The sequence below is a fragment of the Sphingobacterium sp. UBA7625 genome (assembly GCF_002484085.1).
Taxonomy (GTDB): domain Bacteria; phylum Bacteroidota; class Bacteroidia; order Sphingobacteriales; family Sphingobacteriaceae; genus Sphingobacterium; species Sphingobacterium athyrii.
This window is the reverse complement of sequence record NZ_DLJD01000031.1, coordinates 14549-36547: the sequence shown is the minus strand read 5'-3', so window position 1 is coordinate 36547 and position 21999 is coordinate 14549. Positions and strand designations below refer to the sequence as shown.

Here is a 21999-nt window from a genome sequence, read left to right as displayed (position 1 = left end):
CTGCCTTCTGTTCCCGTGTTTGTGCGCTCCCTCAGATTCCCGCCAACGAGTCAATGTTTGAACGCTCATTTTCACTTGTTGGAGGTCTTCTTTATCTTTTTGCGCTAGACTATAAATTTTTAAAAATCACTGATTTCCGTTATCTTGTGGATACATTGAAAATGTATCTTTGGCTAAGTCTCCTGTTGCGTAAAGCCAATTTGTTAGTTGATAGCGAGTTGTGCCGTGACAGGATTGTCAGTTTTAATAAATCGGAATCATTATGTTTAGACATTTAAAATTAATTGACGGATCATCGGATAAATTCTGGCAAATAGAAACTAATGGAAATAGTCATACGGTAACTTACGGAAGAAATGGTACCGACGGACAATCGAAAACAAAAAACTTTGATTCAGCAGAAAGTTGTTTGAAAGATGCGGAGAAATTGATTGCCGAGAAAATAAAAAAAGGTTATTCGGATGATGGTCTGGCCATTGTCGCTCCCTCGGAGAAAAAAGGAGGCGGCCAATCCAAGCAAGTTATTGCCGATGAATACCTGGAACTTATTCGTCAGACAAATATTGATGGTCTGCTTCCATTTCTTGAGCGACATTTAAAAGGGAATGTCGAGTTTATCAAAAAAGAAATACGAAAAGCAAAGAAATATTGGCTAACGTGGACGGATCTTTCCAAAGAGCCGGAATTCAAACACCGGTCTAATCATAACTGGGGACAGCGTGGCGATAGGGCCCAACAACGGCTGATCGCCTTAAGTGCTTTGGCTACTTTTTCATTGAGCGATACAACGACCTGGACGGAGTTGATTGATCTCCTGAATTCACCAAAAGATCCAGCCGTAAAAAAGGTGTTGGACTGGGCGAAACCGAACTGGCTGGCAGGATATGCTGCCGAACAACTGGTTAAAAATGAATGGATGGCAATTACCTATGACAACATCCGTTTATTGGAAGAGTGGGGCTACTTTGAGTTTAAACCTGAAGTCTATGCGCGTTCATTGGGCAACGTCCCAAATCTAGGTTATAATGAACCGGAGAAAAAAGTCTATTTGGATAGATTGATTGAAGACGAGAAGGCTTATACACGGGATGTTCCCTTGTTACTAGCCTATGAAACGAATCTGCAAAACAACCATTTGCATTATGATTATCAGACGCAGGAATTGGAGCTGGTATGGGACTATGTTTTCCCGAGATTATTGGAACAAGGGAAATTGGATACTGATCTTTTTATACAACAACTCTTTGAAACACAGACAAAAGATTGGAATATTAATCTCAAAAGCTTTTTCCGAAAGCTTCTGACGAAGTTGAATATCGATGATGAGGTGATTTTGCTCCATCAAAACCATCTTTTCCCCTTGTTGCATCATGAACAGGCTGCGGTCGTCAATTTTGCCATTGATCGACTGAAGCCCTTGATCGGAAGGTCGGAATTGGATAGCACCGAGCTTTTATCTTGGTTGGAACCTGTTTTTATGCGCAGCGATTTGAAAGGGGGGATCAAGACGCTTCTGATCCAATTTGACAAATGGTTGAAACAGGAAAGGGAACTTGCGTCGCCTGTATGTTCGGCGATTACTCCTGTCTTTATGTTATCTGATCTTTCGCTACAGGAGCGGGCGGCAAAATTGATTGCCAAATATGCTGCTGTGGAAGATGAGGAGATTAAAATGAGGTTGACAATGTATGCTACGCAACCCATGGGGGATGTCAGTACCCTGCTAAATCCTTGGATGGAAGAGGCTCCGTTGAGTGAAGCAGAAGTATTGTCTCCATTGAGGGGAATGGATGAAGCGTATAAATATGAAGCTCCAAAAGGGAATGATATACAACTAGATCAACCAATCACTTATCTGGCCAATTGGAGTGATATCTTATTTCATTGGGGAAAGATAATAAAGGGCGGTGATCCATTGGATATGGAATTGCTTATCCATGCCTGGTTAACCAAGCAGGATGAATTCCCGGCCGATTATATAAAACAACTGGATCCTTATCTGAAACAGTTAAAGAGCGGTTACAACGAGACTTCGTATGCTAGTCTATTTGGGAACGTGCTGCTAAATATTATTTATCAACCCAAGACCATATATCGTTATAAGAGCCGTTATAACAGTGAATTTAGATCGATTTCTATTTTAGATCATTTACTGGCTTTATTTCAAGGTCGCTTGCAACAACATATTGCTGTTTCACTGCTCAGTACACCGAGTCATGCGCCTTATTGGGTGTCGCCCGAGGTCTTAATTGATCGGATCATTGCACATGAGCAACAGGGCATTGCTATAGATCCTGTGGATATGGCTATTGCAATCAGTAGGATGCCGCGCATACCAGGGGCGGATAACAAAGCACAGTTACAACATATCCAAACCGATATATTGCGCGAGTTGTTGGGTTTTGCGTTGGGCTATACAGAGCAGATCAAGGTTGAGGAGGGAAAAAACTGGCTTCAACGTTTATTTAAAAAAGAAGGTGATGAAAAGGAATGGCAGGCCGTATGGGCGACGACTGCGCGGACACGGTGGCCGGAAGGGAAGTTTTCAGCATTTGAGACTGGAGCCTTGGCCGGTTTTCCTTTTGTGGTCGAACCCTATCGGCCCGGTTATCAGATTAAGCCAAATTACAATACGAGCTACGATTATAGGACAAAACAGAATGAGCAATATTTGGTCGGTCAGGAATTGACTTTTCCAATGCCTGCTTATCAGGATACACCGACACCATTATTGTATGCAATGGATGTTTACGCTACCCGGAAAAATGAATATTTTTATTATGTGAGCGACGCTGACATCCGTTATTTTTTTAGCTTGACTCCCCAGGTGGCAGAACCGCTAAGTCTCGTGCTAAATTACCGTTTCAATTCCTATTCGTTGGAAACTTCGAAGACCATACCGGCGCTGCTGACGGCCCTGTTGGATTATCATGGCGCCACTGATCCAAGCACACAGTTGTTTATCGCCTGTAGCTTGTTGACGAAAGAAAAGAATACACGTACTTTGGCAGCGGAATTGGTCTTGCAATGGGTGGAGAAAGGAAAGCTGGATGTTCAGACACTGGGTGAATATCTGGGCGATTTAATAGGCAGGGCATATGCACCTATAAATCGTTTTCTGGATTTGTTTGAGGTAGTCCGTGACATCAGCCCTGTGCACAACGATGCATTATATCAACTTTTAAAAAATCTGTTGTTACGTGTCAGCTGGGAAACAAAAATGCCAGCCAATTTTAAAAAATTGATCGAGCAAACTTACGACCTTGCGCTTCGTCTGGGCAAAAAAGATGAAAAACAACTCATGGAAACAATCGCGGAATGGGAAAAAGTTGCAGCGTTAAAACCCATTGTATTAAAATTTAAAAAACTATAAAATGGCATTAAAAGATTTAGAGGTGAACTTTGCACGGCCTTCGGTGCTTGCCGAACGAAATGGGATACAACAGCTCGTACTTGCTCATCAGGCGGAGCTGCAAGATGTCAATGAGGTTCCCTGTTTTTTCTGGGGCAAATTGGTTGATCCTTTATTGAGTTCAAAGTGTTTACTGACACTATCTAAGGTGGTTCGGTCGAGTTTTGGCCCCGTACCGCCAAGTTTAAGGGATCCAATTGTTTCTGCCGGAACGGAACAGCTTCGTTTTGAAGGTTTTTCCTCTTGTAATGGTGTTTATGCGCGACTGGATCTTTTGGAAGAGGCGATAGACGGGGAGTTTTTGGCTGCGGGTACGACAAATGTGGATTTTAACGAACCGATGTTAAATGCATTGAATAGTATCAAAAAAACGGAATCGATGGTGATGGGCGTTGGAGAAAAGGAAGTTTCACTGCATAGCGATGGAGGAACTGTCGTAGAAAGAAAGGTTACCCTACCTGTGCGATGGATCAAAGGATTGACCAGTGTACAGTGGTATCTTGCAGCGATGGAAGAGGTTTTTGTCTTACAGAAATTGCAGGTCGTCCAGTTATTTCAAACTATTCCACGCGGGGCAGTCAAAGGGAATTACTATCTAAGCAAAAGGGGCAACAAATTCATGTTTTCACCGTTGAAAAGTGCCGATGCAGTACAAATTGGTGGTATTCAACGCCTTCGTTTATTGGAGTCATTGTTACCTTATGTTGACCTCATACGTGTATATCAGGCGGCAGGAGGTGAATGTGTCTGTCTGGTGGCCGATTTTGGGAAAATGCGCATGACCCTGGCGCTCTCTCCGGACAATTATCGCGGGTTTTCGGGTGAAGGGAATGTATTGGAAAATATGGTTCAGGAAGTTCCGCAGGAATGGATTTATGGACTTAACAGCTTACTGAAATCCAATGAACTATTTAATCCAACTCTGCTGTCTATAGAACATGATATCGCCTTTGATACCATGGATAGCCTAACGGCCTCATTATCTTCCATTGGGTTATTGGGGTATGATATGCATGAGGCAAAACACTATTATCGACGCCTGCCATTTAAAACAGAACGCATATTGTCGCTTAACCCGCGTCTAAAGAATGCAAAAAAATTATTGCAAACGGATAGTATACAGATTATACGGCGGGAGGGACGGATATTGGAGGCTCGAGTAGAGGGGTCGGGTGTGCAGCATACCGTTTTGATTGAAGGCGAACAAGCGCGATGTACCTGCAATTGGTATACAAACCATCAGGGAAAACGTGGCGTATGCAAGCATGTCCTGGCGGTGAAAATGCAATTAAAAGATTGATATGTTTTAAGTCTGCAGTCGAATAAAATCGCACAGCATTCAGACGCATCCAAACAGATTGCTCAAGTCTCTGGAGCAATCTGTTTGGATATTCCCTGTGTCGGTAAAATGTAGGAATGGGAAATTATTCGTCTTTCAAACTATTGACCGGATTTATTCGTCCTATTTTTAGCGCATGGTAAAAGATGGTTCCAAATGCAATCAACATGCTGGTGATTCCTGCAAATATAAATGTCCAAACCTGGATGCTGATTCTGTAATTGAAGTCCTGTAACCAAGTGTTCATTGCCCACCAGCCGATAGGACAGGCGATTAGAATGGCTATGAAAATAAGTTTTATAAAATCGGCGGATAGCAATTTTATAATTCCTGGCAAACTGGCTCCAAGAACCTTCCGGATGCCGATCTCTTTTGTCCGTTGCTGGGTCACAAATGCGGCAAGTCCAAATAAACCCAGACAGGCAATAAATATAGCCAAACCTGCAAAGGTTGAAACAATAACCTGAGTCCGTTGTACATCTGCATATAACATGGCGAAGCCATCATCCAAGAAGGTATATTGGATCTTTTGATTTGGAGAGAATTTGTTCCAGACGGCGGTAATTTCCTGAATACTCTGCTCCATTTTGTCTGATTTGAGTTTGATGGACATCATATTCGGGCTACCACCAATGACCAATGCCAGCGGTTTCACATCCTCATTACGCATGTTTCCAAAGATAAAATCTTCGACCACGGCAATGATTGTATAAGATGCATAATTTCGAATTTTTGCACCAATCGGATTTTTGATGTTCAACTCTTGAACCATCTTCTGATTGACTATTATCGCCGCGGAATCTGTTGGCATGTTCATGTTGAAATTACGGCCTTCGAGGATTTTGATCCCGAAGGTGGAGATATAATCATCATCAACAATCCAGTTCTGACCGCCTACACCCACGTCTTGATTTTGTCTACCATCGTTCCAAAATGAATTTCCGTTACGTTTTACACCGTCCATCGTAACGGGTAGATAATCACCTATAGAGACAGATGCCACACTGGACAGTTCCTTTAATTCATTTTTTAATAACCTTTGCTTTCCATCCAATGTGCCCGTTCCTCTTAATATGAGCACTTGCTCTTTATTGAATCCTAGGTCTCTATTTAAAATATATTTTATTTGTTGGTTGATGACCAAGGTGCCAATGATCAGGATGATAGATGTTGCGAACTGGAAGATAACAAGTCCATTTCGAAACCAGTTGCGGCTAGATTTTAAATTTACGTTTCCTTTTAAGACAGCAATCGGCTTAAATTTAGAAAGATACATCGCAGGATAAATTCCAGATACAATAGCTATCAATAAACCGAAGATGAAAAGGGTGGGGATGAAATACCAGGTCGTCCAAGGAAAAACTAAGGATTTGCCGGCAATCTGATTAAAAAAGGGAAGTAGCAGCACAGCGAAAAATAAGGCAAATGCGATCGAGATTCCACTGTATAAAAAAGACTCCGTCATGAACTGTATAATGAGGGCCTTTCGACCGGAACCGATTGTTTTCCGGACACCAACTTCTTTTGCACGTGTAGCAGCATTGGCCGTAGACAGATTAATAAAGTTGATCATTGCGATAATCAGTATGAATGTTGCTATTCCACCAAAAATATAGACCAATCGAATATCACCTCGATTTTGGCTTTCAATCTTATGAAGTTGTACATCATTGGAATATAGATGAATCTTTTCCAGGGGTTGTAAAGTCATTCTTGCCGTATTCCAAACCTCTTCATTGACCGTCATACCTGCTTTAATCATGGCCGGTTTATAATGATCCTGGATGTAAGATTTTGTAATTTTCTTTTCTAATTGTTGGATATCGGTCCCTTCTCTGACTTTAAAATAGGTTGTATAGTTGGAGGCCAGCCAATTTAATTTTTCTCCTTCATAAGGTTCATGACCACTTAATGTCATAAAGAAATCAAATCCATGGAGATTGGAATTTGTGGGAATATCGTCAATGACTGCTGTAATGGAATACTCATTTGATTTCTCATTATTTAGATAGATGCGTTTTCCGATCGGATTTCCTTTAAACAGTTTTGCTGCTTTCCGCTTGGTGATTACAATAGTCTTTGGATTGTCGAGCGCATGACTTAATGAACCGAAGATTGTTTTGGTCGGGAAGAAATCCATGATCGCCTGATCCGCAAAACAGAAACCTTCTTCGGAAAATAGTTCGGCATTCCCAGTTGTGGCGATTTGATTGCTCCCAGCGCCAAAAAGAGGGTTTGTTAATAATCTTCCGGAGGCAATAATTTCTGGGAATTCTTCTTTTAAAGTAGTGCCTGCCGGAGCTGGGAGCGATAATCCTTTTAGAACAGTATTGTCTTTATTGATCACGCCTACTACCCTGAAAAGTAGGCTGGAATCTTTGTAAAATTTATCATAGCTCAACTCATGCTTTACGTATAAAACAATAAGCATACAGATCGCTATGCTAAAGGCAAATCCGCCTATTTTTATTAATGAGAAGAAGCGCTGGCTTTTTAAACTTCTCCAAGCAGTTTTTATGTAGATTTTTAACATAGCGGTATCAATTATCAATAGCTAACTATTTTATGTTAAAATAGAATTGCAATTGATTTGCCATTGTTTTAGTTGTTTGATTTTTAGTTGTTTATAATTTATTTTTGTGTAGCATTACTGTTCATATTCGAACATTTCTTGTTCAGATACGGACAATTAGACGCTGCAGTCGGCGCTGGCAAAGTCTATCATTGTTAACCACCATTGTCCTTTGATTTTGGTAACATAAAAAATAAAAGTACCTGTGTCGCTGTTGACAATAATCCGTCGGCTCTGATTTTCCATACGCTTAACTCCGCTATAGAGTAGGTCTAGTTCTTGCGCTTTATCCAATGTAATTTCTTCACCGATAATGCCTGAATAGTGGGTTTTATAAAAAATAATAGATTCGGATAAGGGGTGATATTTACCCTTATTTGCGACAAATATGCCTTTTTTATAGATTGTTTCGCACTCGAAAAAAGGTCTATCGCTATACGTTATATTTTTTGATTTTGGGATTGAGATCTGATCCTGCGCCATAAAGTCTTGGTAAGGGTTGTTGATCGAACAATCTGTATGGTGATTAAAAGAAATTTTTGATGTATGTGTCCAATGATTATTGACTCCCAAAGTGGTGATGAAATAGAGACCAAGCTCTTTGTTAAGAAGTGCATTAAAAGCGATGCTGTCTTTATTGTTATATGAATGAATCACTTGATCTACGATCTGTTGGACCGTACGATGCTGTCCATAGACAACGATATGGGTGAAACATGACATAAGTAATAGGATAGCTCGTCTCAGGATACGCATGGTCGATCACTGTTTTTTATTCATTACGCTAAGCAAACTTGATACCATTGCTTATTTCCACTCACTTGCGACTTTTAGTAAATGTACCATAATAACTCTTTTTTCATATTTTTCAAACTTTTCGGATGTCAATGCATTGCACAGGATATAATCCGCGGAACTGGTATCGCTGTTAAAGTTATCGGTAAGAGCAGAAATAGCTCTGTCGAATTCATAATAATTACGATAATCAGGCTCTTCGATAATGAGAATGTCCTTCATTTTTTGTGTGTAATATTGTAGAAAGTAGCAGCAATAAGATGAGGTATAAGCTTTGTTCGATCATTTAGTCTTTTCCTTTTTGGTGTTATGATATGATTTGTCAGGTTTGTCACAGCTGGCAAAAAATAGACTTGCGGTAGCGACAGCTTTGGTGTCAAACTGACCTTGCTTGGGTATTAATGGTTCTTTGGTATATTGACGCAGGTAGCGATCATCCTGATCACGCTCTTGGTCGTTTTCCTTTGCGGACTTGCTGATGTATTGATTAGTTGTTTTATCGAAATTGTATTCTTGTAAGTCAGGATAAAATATTTTGTATGTTGTATTAGAAAATATTGCAGTTGGCACAATGCTTCCTACACGATCATATTCATTTTTCATCGCTAGTATTTCAAGCCAGCGCTCCTGTGTTGGGTCTACCTGATTTTCTCTTAAAAAGCCCTTCCTGCCGCCATAATTAGAAAGACTTATGGCAAGCTTTTTATCCTCAGTTAGATACAGGTAGGCAGCGAAATTCGTCCGCGCTCGCTGTGGTTTATTATAAATTGCGATGAAGTCATTGAGGTGTTGGTCATTTTGATAGTGGAATGTCTGGTATGCAGGACCTGCATCAAAATCTTCTTTTTGTACAGCGAATTTCAATTGCGACATCGGGTGTGATTGCTCATAGAGATACGGAAAATCGAAGCAATTGGCCCCATTGTTGAAAACTGGATGCATATTGTCATCTCCAAATTGTACAAAAGTCTTTCCCTCTTCGAAGCCTCTAAAATTGACAGATACGGTATCTCCTAAAGTGGGGTTATGGTTTGCATATAGTTGAAATCGCGGTAACTGGTCTGGATAGAAAAGGAGATAATCCTTTTCAAAGACATAGGATCCAAAAACCATGGTAGCATAGCCGTATAACATAAATTTGCCATCTTCAAAGAGACAGATGCCACTGAGATCACCATATTGTCCACTGATCGTTTTGGATCTGTCTTTACCGGTTGCGATATAATGATTGACTTCTTGTGCCATAATATTTCTAGTTATAACAATAAGGATAGTGAAACTTATGATTCGTCTAATGGATGCGATATTGGAGAATATATTTTTCATGTATAGACCATTACTGAATTTATCAAAGCTAAGAAAGGAATGCTTGCTAAAACAGTGATATTTACGAATCGTAAATAGTTTTTACGATTCGCAAATATCAATCCTGTAGATTCGATGTATGATCTATGTGCTCGTTTGTTGAAATAAACTCATTGTATCATTCTTCATTGCCCAAAATAGCAAGGCAATGAGCAGGCATAGTTCGATCAAAAAAAGTCAGGATGTAACGGGTATTTGCAATTTGACGAGTGTCCCTCCTTCCGGATTTTTCGTGATTTTTATGCTTGCTTTTCTGCCTAGGAGTTGCATGCGTTCGTGACTAATTGTTCCCGAAAGTGAGCGATGTGGAGTTTCTTGGATATTTGGCTCAGACTTACCACTATCAAGGATATCCACAGCTAAAATATCCCCATCTAATTGGAAATGAATGTCGATATTGCCTTTACAGGTTTCGAGGTCAATACCATGTAAGATTGCATTCTCGACATAAGGCTGTATCAACATCGGAGGTACCATAATGGCACTGAGATCCTGTTCGTCTGGCTGCGTAATGTGGTACGTAAATGCATCTTCAAAGCGCATTTGTTGCAAGGTCAGATAATTTTCCAGTGCTTCGATCTCTTCATTTAAAGGTACCAGATTCTCTCGGCTTAGCTCCAGATTGCTCCGCAACAAACGACTAAAGCGATTGAGATACTTGATGGCACTTTCTTTCTTATCTAATCGCACAAAACTCTGTAGTGCTGCTAAGGTGTTGAAAATAAAATGTGGTTCCATCTGTGTGCGCAGTAATTGCTGTTGCAGTAGGACTTTTTCTTTCTCCTGGCTTAGGCGTCGCTGACGGAAACTATAGTATAAAAAGAATAATATAATAATCAATAGGATAAGGCCCAAAGAAGATATTACCAGCCACAGGCGATTTTGCTGTAACTGTAGTTTATTGATCTTAATGCTTTCATTCAATGTGCGAATGGATTGATCTTTGGCCTGTAGTTGATACAATGCATTCATTTCGGCAATAGCTTGTGTGTTTTCCGAATGATAGACATTTTTCTGTAATTGAACAATATTATTTAGGACGGCTATTGCTTCTTCCTTTTTTCCCTGTAACCGGTACAGTTCGGCTAAGCTTTTTTGAAAGAGTATTTCATTATGCGGAAAGATCAATTTGGGGAATTGTGTTCTAAGCTGTTTGGCTTTTACAATATACTGAGCTGCTTGCACGGGCTTCTTAAATAGCACATAAATTGCTGCAACATTGCAGTAGTTTACAAACAGATTATTCATCAACACAGATGACTCCTTGATATTGCTCCGCTGCTCATCAATTTTTATTTTCAGCAGTTGGTAATGTAGCAAGGAATCTTGCTCTTGCGTTGTTTCAAAGTACTGTATTTTCGAATCGTATAAAAAGCTGATATTATACTTATCTGGAAATACACGATGCAGATCCTCCAGTTTATGGAGATAAGGAGCGATTTCTTTGGCAGGCTTCTGTAATGCATTTAGGGTCTGAATCATCTGTACAAATACACGTTGACGATTGATGTGTCCCTCTGGAAGGGAATCTGAAAGCGTGAATGCTGCCCGATTCATTTTTTCAGCGAGGTTATATTGAAATGAGTTCAGATTATTTTGTGCCGCGGAAAGCAATATGGCCGATTTCGCTTCCGCAGAAAGCCCTGCGGTGCTGTCTGAGAGAACGATTGCAGCAGCTTTGTTGTAGTAATAGCCTGCTTCTCGTTCTTTTGCTTCGGCACTGCGGATATTGCCAATACCATTATAGATAAGTGCTTTATATTTTAGATTACCAGCGGTAGGTTCGATCAATTCAAGTGCCTGCTCCACAAAAAAGCCGGCGGAATCTTGCTGAAGCATAGCATAAAGCCGAGCGGTATTATATTTAACTTTTGCGTAGAATACGGTATCATTCTTTATATCAGGGTTTTCGCCAAGCTGCCGCCAGGCACTCTTGAGCGAGTCACCGTTTGTAGGCGTCAACTTTTTGTCTTCGAGTTCCTTGAGCTGCGCTAAAACAGCGTCATGTTTTTGGGAAGAAAGCGTCGGTCTTTTGTCGCAAGCTACAATATGTAAAATAAGCAGCAAAAAGAAAATACTTCGTAACGGATAACTCATTTCTCTGGGAAAAGCTGGGTTAAAATTACATTTCTCCGCCGTGATGAAATAGGTATTTCTTCTTTGTTTTTTAATATGATATACTCGGAACGGTTAACGCCAGTTATATACTTGCGGTTTACCAGATAGGATTGATGGGTACGTAGGAAATATGGGGCGGGTAATAGTTCTTCATAATATTTCAGCGGTTTGGATATAAGTTCTTTGGAACCGTCACTCAGAAAGAAAAAAGTATATGGGCCATCACCTTTACAATAGACGATGTCATGAACAGCAACAATACGCACATTATGAATGGATGTCAAAGCTATACTTTCAGGTAAATCGCCATGGTGCATTGCACTTTGTGCCATATTTAATTGTTGCATCCATTGCGGATTGTTATCGCTGCGACGGCGGTAGCGTTCTAAAGCTTCTCTTAATTCAGTTTGGTCAACTGGTTTTAACAAGTAGTCCAATGCACCATACTTGATCGCTTTGATGGCAAAATGATTATATGCTGTGATGAATATGACGTTCTGTGGGATAACATGGAGTTTTTTTAGAAGATCGAAAGCTGTACCATCCTTAAGCTGAATATCCATCATAATCACATCGGGTTGCTTTTCTTCAATTAGCTTTACAGCGGTTTTGACACTGTCACTCCAACCAATTAGTTCTGTGTCGGTTTCCTCCTGTATGAGGTAACTGATTTCCTTACGGACAGCGGGTTCATCTTCTATTATCGCGACTGTTATCATTTTTTTACTTTTCTGTTCGGTAAAAATAATAATTGTGGGTAAAAAAATCTAATTCATTTAGAATTTGCGCTATTCCTTTCAATTTCCGATACCGATCGTCCATTTTATATTTAGTTATTTCACGAATCATAAACGATTTTGACGGATTGTAAATGCGTAATTAGGTTGGTTATTGCATTCAGTATATTTGAGTTAAGCATAAAAATAAGTACTATGGAATTAGCGATTGAGATCAATAGCGCAAAAGACTTAGATATTCTCAAAGAACAACCTATCGAACAGATTGAGAAATTGGAACTGTTTTTTTATACGAGCATTTCGCTAAAATTTATCGAGAAAATCACGAATTTACAACACTTGTCAATTGCGGGATCTATTAAGGATTTATCTCCACTAGCCAATTGTAAGTCACTTAAGCAAATGTTTATTAGTACGAAGGGGGCAGTAAATACATTAGATTTTGTGGAGGAACTGGAGCTAGAGTCGCTGCGACTGGAAGGTTTTACTTCTAAAAGCGATCATCTAACCATTCCGCATCTACCTTCATTACGGAATCTCGAAATTTCCTCGGTATCAAAGATGGGTGATTTATCTTTCCTGCGTGATTTCTCGGGATTGGAACGCATTGCTTTGTTTGAACTCAATTCAAAAAAATTAATTGATTTTGCTAAATTGGATCAATTAGTTGAATTGCGGTTAACGAATATGTTTCAATTGAAAGATCTGGCTGATTTAAAGACCATTCCGAAACTGAACACACTTTATATTCATGAATTTTTTATCAATAAGAAAATCAAAATAGATAGAAAAAATGAATTGCTTAAAATAGTAGCTGATTTAAAACAGATCGATGAAATCGTACTGACAATTAATGGGGAGAGTTTTAGAAGGGCAGAATTGCTGGCTGAATTGAAAAAATAGAGAAATAATTATGGGATTTTTAAACAAACTTTTTGGAAAGGGTACTAAAATAGGACAGGGTACCGAAGCAGAACAAGGAACTAAGGTAGAGCAAGGCGCTAAAGTGGAACAGGTTACGTCTACAAAGGAGTCAGAAGATAGCTTGGCCTGTCGCACAGAACAGGAATTGATTGAACGGTTTGGTGGAATTGCCTTTGATAAACAGTATGATTTTGCAACGGTCATCGGTAATAATAATTGGAATATAGATATGACCAAAGAAGAGATCAGTTTTGGACCAAACCTTGATTTTCCGATTCAGGTCTTAGGGACTTTTTCGCATTCGTCCGAAACTTGGCTTTGGGCATGGGCAAATACGAAATCTGGTCTTTCTGAACATATTATGCAGCAGGCTCTTCAACTGAAAAAATATGGTGAAGATCAAGGGATTGATCTGTTCAGCAATAGTAGCTTTGATTTTTCCAAAGACGAGTTGCATCGCATTGGTTTGATCGCTTCGGGAATGTTCGATGCAAGTGCTTATTATATTGCTGATTATGGACAGGGGGCAATGCTGGTGACAATCAAAAGTGATGTTATAGACCGCCAGCGTCAAGATGATCATCTGCGGATATTGTCTGTCTTTCCGCAGTTAATTTCCCAATTTGAAATGGATCATAAGATAGCTTTGCAGTGGTATCTGGATGAAAAAGGGTATAAAATATCGGAACAGGGAGCAAGGCTTATAGCGACAAAAGGAAGGGACACGATCACCGCGGACTTTGATGAGCTATCGCGTCTTTCTAATCTCAAAGGGTAGAAACTCGGACAAATGAGACTGCTTAAATTAGTGCTGTTGATGTTATTGCTTCAAGCTAAACAGGTGTCCTATGGACAGAGCGACCAAGAGTTAAAGCTTGTACAGGCATTGCTTAATCTTAACTCAGCGATTTCCAATCAAGACTCGGACACCAAAGCTACCCTTTCCAAAGCATTTGAGGGACGATTAATTCAAGCACTTGAGCAAGAGGATATCGTACGTTTTAAAACCTTTGGAAGGGTGTTGGATAGTTTAAATTCAGCGTTTAGTTTCAAAAAATCTGGGGAGTATGAGCTGTTTACCCTCAGAAATAATTTTGAACATTGGAATTATGTGCTGAAAAATAAGCAGGTGATCCATAAGCAAGAAAGAACCTTTGATTACTTCTATGCGGTCTATTCGCTTGATCAGCATAGGTATTTACTCATCAAAAGAATGGATGAGCTATCTTTTTCCTGTTATAAGGCTCACTTGTATGAAGATAATTCGGGATTGATTGATTCTAATAATCATTTTTTATCGGTGTGTAGCTGGACAAATGTTGATGAAAGCCTGTTGCAGAACATACCTTCTCCAGAAAGTGATCAATTGCATAAGGATCACTTAAAGTCCTATGCGCCGATACCCATAAAATTCGATGCAAAAAATAAGGAGATCTCTTACTCTTTTTATCGCCAATCGGATGGGAAGAAAATAACGAGAAAAGCGAGATACTTGCATGGTGGCTTTGTGATCAAAAGCTATGATGCGAGAATGTTTGAAGAATAGAGGCGTGTTGAAGCTTAAGATGAAGAAGGGGACAGCTGGTTTGCGATGGCCTTTGACAGGCAAACGAGAGAAAGCAGTTTTTGATGAAAAAGAAAAATAAGAAAACTCTGATGCTTTAATTATTGTTATGAACTAGAATAGGGTTGAAGACCCCAGGATAAATTTTATATTGGAACGGCAATCTGCGTAAATAATCTGATGAGACAATTTATTTTTGAATTCACTTGGATGATACGCTGATTTTATTTAATCGAATCTGGAATGGTAATACGTTTTTTTGTTTGTGTTTCTTTTATATTAAGTACAATTTGTTGTTTCGGACAAATAAATGTAGACAAAATGCGGGCTGATTATGCCGCAGCGGTTAAAGATAAAAAACTCTGTGAGGCCAATTTGAAAACATTGGAAGCTATGGCAAATACCGCAACAGAAAAAGGGTACCTTGCCGCTTATCAGATTCTTTGGGCAAAGCATATGGGAAATCCCTTTTCGAAGTTGGGGCAGTTTAAAAAAGGAAAGAAATTATTGGAATCGGTTATCATCAAATATCCTGATAATATTGATTTACGTTTTATCCGTTGGAGTGTACAGACACATGCGCCATCTTTTTTGAACTACAGTAAGGACCGGTTGCGGGATAAGCAGTTTTTGGTACATAACCTATATAAGCTGCCTAATCCAGAAGCAAGAAAAATAATTTATATCTACCTGAAGGATGCGAATAGTTATCTCAAAGGGGAGCATATATTCTCCCAAGCAGAACTTACCGAGCTTTCCAAATAAGTTGATATAGGTTAATGTGGGTATTTGGTACGAATAGCTATGATGCCAAAGATTATCATGATGATACTCATAATAGAAAAGATGGCATATATATAGGTAAAACCATCACTTATGCCGATATCTTCCTCATAATATACTTCCATATGAGTAGGTACTTTTTTGGGATTAATACTACTTAAATCCTTCACTAGACGAACTTGTTTTTGTTTATAATTGAATTGGAGGATCGGATAATGTACGTATCCGAAACGCTTGTTTTTTACACTGTCTATCCCAATGACATCGGCTTTAATTTTGCTACCAAAGAGCATCAGCCTGCTGTCTTTGGATAGCCCGTATGCTAGAAATAAACCTAACAAGAGCAAAATAACACCGAAAGTTCTTATGATGATCATGTTTAAGAATTAAAGGATAACATTATACTTAGTATTTAGACAAATATAGCTTTTGTAGCTTCATTCTGCCAGCTGATATGGGAATTTAATTAGACTCGAATTTTATTGTCTTATGCGAAGATTTTTGTAAACCATAATGCGCAATTTTGTGTTATCAATAGCAATTAAAAATTTAAAAGATGAAACAGGTATTTATTAATCTCGCTGTGGCGGATGTAAACAAATCAATGAATTTTTATACTCAATTAGGTTTTGAGGTAAATCTACAATTTTGCGATGATGACTCTAAATGTATGGTATGGAGTGAGCATATTTTTGTTATGATCATGACCCATGATAAATTTAAATCCTTTACGAATAAACCGATAGCAGATACAAAAAGTCATATTGCTGCACTATTTGCTCTCTCCGTAGAGAGTGTGGAGCGGGTAAATGAAATTGTTGAAAAAGGGCTAGCGGCAGGAGGAACAGAGCCTATGCCAATGATGGATCATGGCTTTATGCAATTAAGAAAGGTGGAAGATTATGATGGCCATACCTGGGAGATATTTTATATGGATATGAGTAAATTTCCCGGTGCTTAACACCGCATATATTGACAGCAAATTTTTTCAGGTAACCATCGCCTGTCTGATAACATTCGATCGCATTGAATGCTTGGTGGGCGATGGTAATTGTTAAATATCCTATCGATATTCTGCTCAAAAGGATTTTTAAATGATAGGATCAGCTTTGTATTGACCGGAAGCACTCCATTTCAAAGGACTCTGTCGCAAAGGGGGGATGGCGGTAGCGCTGAAGCCTCTTTGGTTCATTCAATTCAAATCATCATTTTAAATGTTGTCGTTGTGAACGACGTAAACGTGAGCTCTTGACAGGGCTGCGCACTACAGAAGTGCAACCAGTAGCGTCAGGCCGGTTGTTGTAAACTGCATCCGGCTTGTCATAAACTGCATCCGGTTTGTCGTAAACTGCATCGGGTTTGTCATAAACTGCATCGGGTTTGTCATAAACTGCATCGGGTTTGTCATAAACTGCATCGGGTTTGTCGTAAACTGTATCGGGTTTGTCGTAAACTGTATTGGGTTTGTTTTAAACTGCATACGGTTTGTTGTGAACTGTATACGGTTTATGACGTATCCATTCCGATCTGACATAAGGAGAATACTGTTTTGATCGCCGGTATTTTAAGTGATTTGCAAAAAAAGAACGAATATGTATTGAATTCCCTTGAATATGAATTGTTTTGTACATATAACTCCATTTCTTATTACTTTTGGGGAAAGTTGTTCTTGTTTGTCAAATTGGGAATTTGCATCGACATGTAGACAGGGGGCCGCTATATATTTATCAATAAATAATAAAATCCATATATGGTTCTTAAAGCTACAATTTCAGCCTTTGTGATTACTCTTTTGGGATTATTGGCCATGTTGCTCACACAAGATGCCGATATGAATTTGGCTTATGCAGCATTTTGTGTTTCACCCTATTTTCTTTTAATTACCCTTATTTATTTTCATTTCAATAAGCTTCGGAAAAAACTCAATGTATTTGACAAGCCTCGTATTGTCTTTGAAGGTATTTACAGTTTTTTGTTTTACTTTATATTTTCCACATTGTTACCTGTACTGCTATTTTTCGGTACGTTGGGCGACGAACATGAACACAAGATATATGCTGATCTGGGCGGAGTAATTTCGGAAATGTTCCCTTTGATTTTAATTCTGAGTATTTTTTTGAGCTTATTCAGTAGTGTCACATTCGTTTGGGGTTTGCGATCGTGGAAAGCTTTGATATTAACATTTTTGGCCTATATTTTTTTCAGTGTGATCGTATCTATTTTTTCAACTGTTGGCCGTGAGATTAAGGAAGCTGAACAGGAGCAGAGAGACCAAGCCGATAATTTAAAAGAGGGAAGATTTGAATGGGCCGGAGCAATGAGTAATCCTGCAGGCTATCCAGTACAACTTTATAAGGGGACGTTCATCTTCCCGAAAGGTGAAAAATATGAATTCACATTTAGCGAGGGAAATACCGTGAATTATCATGCAAAATGGGGTGTGGCAGGAGCCGAGACCTATAAAAGGATGATGTCATTGCCCAGAGCAATTGATATTACTTGGTACTCATTCTCGGAAAATGCTTTTTACCAATACCATGACACAATAGACTACAATAAATTGCTCACACTTTTTAAACAATCTTATATAGAACGACGAGCAAATAGCGACGTTGAAGAGCATTATGATAAGATTATTTTTGGGTTTGCCCCGGAGGGGAGGTTGGTGATATGGGCTGCTGGAACTGGTTATCGTCAGATCGAGATCGGTCAGTATCGGGCGAAAAAAGTTAGTATAGATCAGAAGACTTCTGACAGTAAGGAAATGGTGCACGGAGATTTATTCAATCAGGAGTGGCGCAACAAGGTACTGACGGATACCATGATCGTTCCTTTGGCTATACAGCTAGCAAAAAAAGACCAACCTGTTTCTGATGATTACTGGGACAAAATAGGAGCGGCTTATACATGGTGTCCAAAGTTTGTGATCGCTCCAGAAATCAAAAAATACGATGCTAGTTTCTTTTATTTTAATGCTGAACGTTTTGCGTTTGATGAAAGAACTCAAAATATAACCTTTGAAAAAAGGGGAATTCCACAGCATATATATATCAAATGGTATGATGAAAATCAAAATCGTTGCGCTGTAGATTTTGAATTTGATGAAGCGGATATTTTTAAAAAATTCAATGCTTTTTTTGATCGTGATAAAAATATAGCAGCCGAAATGGAAATTACCGTAGATACCCAAAATGGCAAGGGAACTGCAAAATTGAAAAATGGTGAACACCAGCTTTTGCTTATGCAAACCAAAATCATAGCATATGGTGAGAAGTTTTGACCTCTATCCGGGTTACCTGTCACAAATGAAGAAAAACTATAAAAAATAACTGATAACGATTTACGGATACTTGTTCTTCAAAAATTAGACCTAAACAACAGTAGCATGAGTGAGCTTCTTTGTGTTTCAACGGAAGCCATCAAAAAGGCAAAACAACGTCTAAAGAAAATAATGGAGGCACAAGATCAGGAGTCAATCCCCGTTGACCGCACTATTTTACCTTGATTACCATAAATAAAAGGGATAAAAATAACTATAGCATACAGGTATTAAACAAGCAAGCTCAGAGAAAAGCTTGCTTGTTTATATTTGGGGTCTTAGGAAGCTGTAGTAGCTATTAGAAACCTATTATTTTGTATTATTCGCTACAACATTAAGTTCAATGTCAACATTTTGTGCGATCATCCAATCTTGTGGATTACCTTCTGTACCATAGGAAAGTCCCCAATCTTGTCTTTGAATCGTAAATTTAGAATAGAAAGTAACTTCATTACCGTTGAACGTGATTTTTGCAGGAAATGTTACGTTTACTGTTTTGTCTTTGATTGTCAAGTTACCGCTGACAGTATTTGTCGCATCAGCAACGACACTTTTTCCTTGAGCAGCATCAAATGGAGCAACTTTAGTGATTTCAAATTTAGCTGTTGGGTATTTAGCTGTATCAAAGAAGTCAGCACTTTTTAGGTGTGCATCTAAATCTGTTGATTTTTTACCACCGGCAGTTGTTGGGTCTACCGAAGCGCTATCGGTTACAATGGAATTGACGTCAATTGTAAAAGTACCACCGGTTATCGCATTGTTTTCAGCGGCAAGAGTACCCTCGCTTTTTAAGACACCATATCTAGGATTCAAGCCACCTTTGTGGTAACCTGTCCATTTTAATGTGCTTTTGTCTGCGTCTACAGTATAAGTCTGTCCTTTTTGTTCAGTCACTTCTTGTGCTGATGTTGTCTTAGCTTTGTCGCCACCTGTATTCTGACAAGATGCGAATAACAAAATAAGGGCTAAACCCGAGATTAATTGTTTTTTCATTTTTTAATCGTTTTATTTTTTAATATGATGTTTGCACTATTATATCTAATCGGCATCAATCATGCCATTTCAATTATCAATACAAAGGTATAGCATAGATAGTTTATTTATGGTATTAGTTTCCTTAAAGAAACTACTTTCCAAAAAGATAGTATGCTGTCATCCTGTAAATCCGTATTTTTGTACTATAAGGAGATCGGATCAATGAAAAAAGAAGCGTTATCAAGTTCATCCAGTGGTTGCAAAACAAGGATACTAGCCATAAAAGATACCATGGAGATTTTGACTGGTAAATGGAAATTTCACATAATAGGTTCGTTAATGTTATTTGAGAAGCTGCGCTTTATGGAATTATTGCGCGAGGTTGATGGCATTGGCGCAAAAATGTTGTCCAAAGAGCTGCAAGATCTGGAAATGAACCATCTTATTAGAAGAACCGTATTGAATACCAAGCCACTGACGGTGGAATATGAACTGACTGATTGCGGGCGTACACTCGGTCCTATTATCGACGAAATCGCAAAATGGGGGATCACCTATAGAAATACACTTTATCATAAAAGTGAGACCAGCGAATCGCTTGTGTAGCCCGTTGATTCTAGAAGTTTATTATAGCGCAGTAATTTAGTTAGATGATAAGGACATTTGGAATATCGGTATGAATTGCTTGATTCTTAAGAACAACACAATAAATCTGCCACCATATTTTCTAAATCTTCAAGGTCAAACGGCTTTGCTAAATAATTGTCTGCTCCTGCTTGTTTGGCTAATTGTTGTATATCCGTATTTGCTGAGAGATATATGACTGGGATATCCCGGAAGGAGGGGTGAGATTTAAGTAGTCGTGTTGCTTCAACACCGCCAATTTTAGGAATCCAATTATCCATTAGAATTAAATCAGGTTGTACTTCTTCCACTTTTTCAATGATATCATGGGACGTCTCGGATACTTCGATACGATAACCTATGGTTTCGAGAATAATCGTACATACTTCAAGAACATGCTTGTCATCATCGAGCATGAGTATTGTTTTAGTGGACATATGGTAGCTTTAAAAGGTAGGGCTAAAATAGATAAAAACAAATACGCAGGGTAGAGGGTAAATACTTGTTTTTTTTAGAGTAAAAAATACCCTTTTTGTTAATATAAGCAAATATTTCAAAAGGTTGAGTCGTCATTGTATACCGAATGCGATTCGGGTATTTAAACGACTTCTTTTAATGACCGCTAGGTTTTTAACGGATAAATAGTATTTGGCGTATTAAAAAGAGACCAAAGATGAGGTCCGGATATCCGGAGCTTATTCGATGAATATTAGTTGTCATAAGATGTGTTGATATTAAAAACTAAATAATCGTCAACATATTCAAGATATTTTTTCGGTATTCCGGATCTTTTTCCCTTAACTCTAGAATTCTATTTTTTAGGTCAATATTCACATACCATTCTGCATAATTCTCTTTTTTGTTTGTGTCGTCGAAGAAAATTTTGGTCTTTATATACTCTTCGTCAAAATATTCAGGTTGGCCACTGAGCACAAATGCCGTAGAGACAACGGTCTCATTCATCCTGAACGAGCTACCTTCAGTTTTAAACAATGCACTTAAAGCCTTTGTAAAATTATCACTTAATTCCCCCATAGAGTAAAAGCTAATCCCTTCTTGATAAAATCTTTTTTTATCAACTTCTGTATTTACAATTCCTAGTTTCATATCACGTCGAAATGAGACTTCGATGCCAACGGTTTCTTTTTCCCAAAGACCCTTTGCCTGAATAATGTAATTTAAATTTTCATCATTCCAGCTCTTTGTTATGGTTAATTGTAGATCAACAAAATCTTGGTCTTCACTGACGTCAATCTGACTTAATCTACGCTGTCCTTTTAAGAAATTTAAAAAGCTCATACTGTATTGTTAATATGTTTTCGAGTATGACTTTAACAAAATTGTCTGAATTGCATCTGATTAAAATAGATCGCTCTACATTTGTCGTTATCATAACTCTGGCTAAGTATAATAAAGATAGTAAAAGTTTTGATTCCATACAGTGCTCGATGGAAGACGATGTGTTTTTCAAT

Annotated in this window: 20 protein-coding genes; 9 read left to right on the top strand and 11 right to left on the bottom strand. The window is 38.6% G+C overall.

Translation table 11 applies throughout. The annotated features are described in order from the left end of the window. Positions 1 to 262: 262 nt before the first annotated feature. A complete protein-coding gene (locus B4G94_RS14435; RefSeq protein WP_286859696.1) occupies positions 263 to 3373 on the top strand; it encodes a DUF6493 family protein in 3111 nt (1036 codons plus the stop codon). 1 nt (position 3374) lies between these two features. Continuing rightward, positions 3375 to 4712 carry an SWIM zinc finger family protein gene (locus tag B4G94_RS14430; protein ID WP_108632817.1) on the top strand — a complete coding sequence of 446 codons (1338 nt, stop codon included), beginning with the start codon at positions 3375 to 3377 and terminating at the stop codon, positions 4710 to 4712. Positions 4713 to 4836: 124 nt separating this feature from the next. On the opposite strand, the gene B4G94_RS14425 is transcribed toward B4G94_RS14430, so the two are convergent. The 6 genes from B4G94_RS14425 to B4G94_RS14400 form a co-directional block, all read right to left on the bottom strand. Then, complete coding sequence (locus tag B4G94_RS14425; protein ID WP_286859694.1) at positions 4837 to 7284, bottom strand: ABC transporter permease; 2448 nt, start codon at positions 7282 to 7284, stop codon at positions 4837 to 4839. A gap of 156 nt (positions 7285 to 7440) precedes the next feature. Further along, entirely contained in the window at positions 7441 to 8046 is a 606-nt protein-coding gene (locus tag B4G94_RS14420; RefSeq protein WP_286859693.1) for a hypothetical protein, read from the bottom strand. 84 nt (positions 8047 to 8130) lie between these two features. Then, positions 8131 to 8340, bottom strand: a complete 210-nt coding sequence (locus tag B4G94_RS14415) for a hypothetical protein (RefSeq protein ID WP_286859691.1) — start codon at positions 8338 to 8340, stop codon at positions 8131 to 8133. A 60-nt stretch (positions 8341 to 8400) separates the two neighbouring features. After that, on the bottom strand, positions 8401 to 9363 hold the full coding sequence (locus B4G94_RS14410) for a preprotein translocase subunit SecD (RefSeq protein ID WP_286859690.1): 963 nt from the start codon (positions 9361 to 9363) through the stop codon (positions 8401 to 8403). 297 nt (positions 9364 to 9660) lie between these two features. After that, the gene (locus tag B4G94_RS14405) at positions 9661 to 11580 is read right to left on the bottom strand and encodes a sensor histidine kinase (protein ID WP_286859689.1); all 1920 of its coding nucleotides are present in this window, start codon (positions 11578 to 11580) and stop codon (positions 9661 to 9663) included. After that, positions 11577 to 12320 (bottom strand): LytR/AlgR family response regulator transcription factor, encoded by a 744-nt coding sequence (locus tag B4G94_RS14400; RefSeq protein ID WP_286859688.1) that lies wholly within the window; start codon positions 12318 to 12320, stop codon positions 11577 to 11579. The genes B4G94_RS14405 and B4G94_RS14400 overlap by 4 nt, the downstream gene beginning before the upstream one ends. A gap of 213 nt (positions 12321 to 12533) precedes the next feature. On the opposite strand from B4G94_RS14400, the gene B4G94_RS14395 reads away from it, so the two are divergent. The 4 genes from B4G94_RS14395 (at position 12534) to B4G94_RS14380 (ending at position 15591) form a co-directional block, all read left to right on the top strand. Next, positions 12534 to 13241: a hypothetical protein gene (locus B4G94_RS14395; protein WP_286859687.1), complete on the top strand. Its 708-nt coding sequence runs from the start codon at positions 12534 to 12536 to the stop codon at positions 13239 to 13241. Between the two features lie 10 nt (positions 13242 to 13251). Further along, positions 13252 to 14040, top strand: a complete 789-nt coding sequence (locus B4G94_RS14390) for a DUF6882 domain-containing protein (protein WP_286859686.1) — start codon at positions 13252 to 13254, stop codon at positions 14038 to 14040. A gap of 12 nt (positions 14041 to 14052) precedes the next feature. Continuing rightward, positions 14053 to 14808: a hypothetical protein gene (locus B4G94_RS14385; RefSeq protein WP_286859685.1), complete on the top strand. Its 756-nt coding sequence runs from the start codon at positions 14053 to 14055 to the stop codon at positions 14806 to 14808. Between the two features lie 339 nt (positions 14809 to 15147). Continuing rightward, positions 15148 to 15591, top strand: a complete 444-nt coding sequence (locus B4G94_RS14380) for a hypothetical protein (RefSeq protein ID WP_108632807.1) — start codon at positions 15148 to 15150, stop codon at positions 15589 to 15591. 11 nt (positions 15592 to 15602) lie between these two features. Here the strand turns inward: B4G94_RS14380 and B4G94_RS14375 are convergent, their stop codons facing one another. Continuing rightward, complete coding sequence (locus B4G94_RS14375; protein WP_108632806.1) at positions 15603 to 15986, bottom strand: hypothetical protein; 384 nt, start codon at positions 15984 to 15986, stop codon at positions 15603 to 15605. 179 nt (positions 15987 to 16165) lie between these two features. On the opposite strand from B4G94_RS14375, the gene B4G94_RS14370 reads away from it, so the two are divergent. Continuing rightward, positions 16166 to 16570, top strand: coding sequence for a VOC family protein (locus B4G94_RS14370; RefSeq protein ID WP_108632805.1), 405 nt, complete (start codon positions 16166 to 16168; stop codon positions 16568 to 16570). Between the two features lie 303 nt (positions 16571 to 16873). On the opposite strand, the gene B4G94_RS14365 is transcribed toward B4G94_RS14370, so the two are convergent. Beyond that, positions 16874 to 17143, bottom strand: a complete 270-nt coding sequence (locus B4G94_RS14365) for a hypothetical protein (protein WP_286859682.1) — start codon at positions 17141 to 17143, stop codon at positions 16874 to 16876. Positions 17144 to 17359: 216 nt separating this feature from the next. On the opposite strand from B4G94_RS14365, the gene B4G94_RS14360 reads away from it, so the two are divergent. Then, on the top strand, positions 17360 to 18889 hold the full coding sequence (locus B4G94_RS14360) for a DUF2931 family protein (protein WP_286859680.1): 1530 nt from the start codon (positions 17360 to 17362) through the stop codon (positions 18887 to 18889). Between the two features lie 348 nt (positions 18890 to 19237). On the opposite strand, the gene B4G94_RS14355 is transcribed toward B4G94_RS14360, so the two are convergent. Then, positions 19238 to 19921, bottom strand: coding sequence for a YceI family protein (locus B4G94_RS14355; protein ID WP_108632803.1), 684 nt, complete (start codon positions 19919 to 19921; stop codon positions 19238 to 19240). Positions 19922 to 20125: 204 nt separating this feature from the next. Between B4G94_RS14355 and B4G94_RS14350 the strand changes: the two genes are divergently transcribed. Further along, on the top strand, positions 20126 to 20509 hold the full coding sequence (locus B4G94_RS14350) for a winged helix-turn-helix transcriptional regulator (protein ID WP_108632802.1): 384 nt from the start codon (positions 20126 to 20128) through the stop codon (positions 20507 to 20509). A gap of 86 nt (positions 20510 to 20595) precedes the next feature. Here the strand turns inward: B4G94_RS14350 and B4G94_RS14345 are convergent, their stop codons facing one another. Both B4G94_RS14345 and B4G94_RS14340 read right to left on the bottom strand, forming a co-directional pair. Continuing rightward, positions 20596 to 20964: a response regulator gene (locus B4G94_RS14345; protein WP_108632798.1), complete on the bottom strand. Its 369-nt coding sequence runs from the start codon at positions 20962 to 20964 to the stop codon at positions 20596 to 20598. A 304-nt stretch (positions 20965 to 21268) separates the two neighbouring features. Beyond that, complete coding sequence (locus B4G94_RS14340; protein WP_286859678.1) at positions 21269 to 21826, bottom strand: hypothetical protein; 558 nt, start codon at positions 21824 to 21826, stop codon at positions 21269 to 21271. Positions 21827 to 21999: the final 173 nt, after the last annotated feature.

Bases quoted from the DNA above. Each gene is read 5' to 3' on its own strand.
- B4G94_RS14400 (WP_286859688.1), bottom strand. From the start codon at position 12,320: ATGATAACAGTCGCGATAATAGAAGATGAACCCGCTGTCCGTAAGGAA.
- B4G94_RS14420 (WP_286859693.1), bottom strand. From the start codon at position 8,046: ATGTCATGTTTCACCCATATCGTTGTCTATGGACAGCATCGTACGGTC.
- B4G94_RS14390 (WP_286859686.1), top strand. From the start codon at position 13,252: ATGGGATTTTTAAACAAACTTTTTGGAAAGGGTACTAAAATAGGACAG.
- B4G94_RS14405 (WP_286859689.1), bottom strand. From the start codon at position 11,580: ATGAGTTATCCGTTACGAAGTATTTTCTTTTTGCTGCTTATTTTACAT.
- B4G94_RS14415 (WP_286859691.1), bottom strand. From the start codon at position 8,340: ATGAAGGACATTCTCATTATCGAAGAGCCTGATTATCGTAATTATTAT.
- B4G94_RS14410 (WP_286859690.1), bottom strand. From the start codon at position 9,363: ATGGCACAAGAAGTCAATCATTATATCGCAACCGGTAAAGACAGATCC.
- B4G94_RS14380 (WP_108632807.1), top strand. From the start codon at position 15,148: ATGCGGGCTGATTATGCCGCAGCGGTTAAAGATAAAAAACTCTGTGAG.
- B4G94_RS14345 (WP_108632798.1), bottom strand. From the start codon at position 20,964: ATGTCCACTAAAACAATACTCATGCTCGATGATGACAAGCATGTTCTT.
- B4G94_RS14435 (WP_286859696.1), top strand. From the start codon at position 263: ATGTTTAGACATTTAAAATTAATTGACGGATCATCGGATAAATTCTGG.
- B4G94_RS14425 (WP_286859694.1), bottom strand. From the start codon at position 7,284: ATGTTAAAAATCTACATAAAAACTGCTTGGAGAAGTTTAAAAAGCCAG.
- B4G94_RS14430 (WP_108632817.1), top strand. From the start codon at position 3,375: ATGGCATTAAAAGATTTAGAGGTGAACTTTGCACGGCCTTCGGTGCTT.
- B4G94_RS14370 (WP_108632805.1), top strand. From the start codon at position 16,166: ATGAAACAGGTATTTATTAATCTCGCTGTGGCGGATGTAAACAAATCA.
- B4G94_RS14365 (WP_286859682.1), bottom strand. From the start codon at position 17,143: ATGTCAGATCGGAATGGATACGTCATAAACCGTATACAGTTCACAACA.
- B4G94_RS14350 (WP_108632802.1), top strand. From the start codon at position 20,126: ATGAAAAAAGAAGCGTTATCAAGTTCATCCAGTGGTTGCAAAACAAGG.
- B4G94_RS14360 (WP_286859680.1), top strand. From the start codon at position 17,360: ATGGTTCTTAAAGCTACAATTTCAGCCTTTGTGATTACTCTTTTGGGA.
- B4G94_RS14395 (WP_286859687.1), top strand. From the start codon at position 12,534: ATGGAATTAGCGATTGAGATCAATAGCGCAAAAGACTTAGATATTCTC.
- B4G94_RS14355 (WP_108632803.1), bottom strand. From the start codon at position 19,921: ATGAAAAAACAATTAATCTCGGGTTTAGCCCTTATTTTGTTATTCGCA.
- B4G94_RS14375 (WP_108632806.1), bottom strand. From the start codon at position 15,986: ATGATCATCATAAGAACTTTCGGTGTTATTTTGCTCTTGTTAGGTTTA.
- B4G94_RS14385 (WP_286859685.1), top strand. From the start codon at position 14,053: ATGAGACTGCTTAAATTAGTGCTGTTGATGTTATTGCTTCAAGCTAAA.
- B4G94_RS14340 (WP_286859678.1), bottom strand. From the start codon at position 21,826: ATGAGCTTTTTAAATTTCTTAAAAGGACAGCGTAGATTAAGTCAGATT.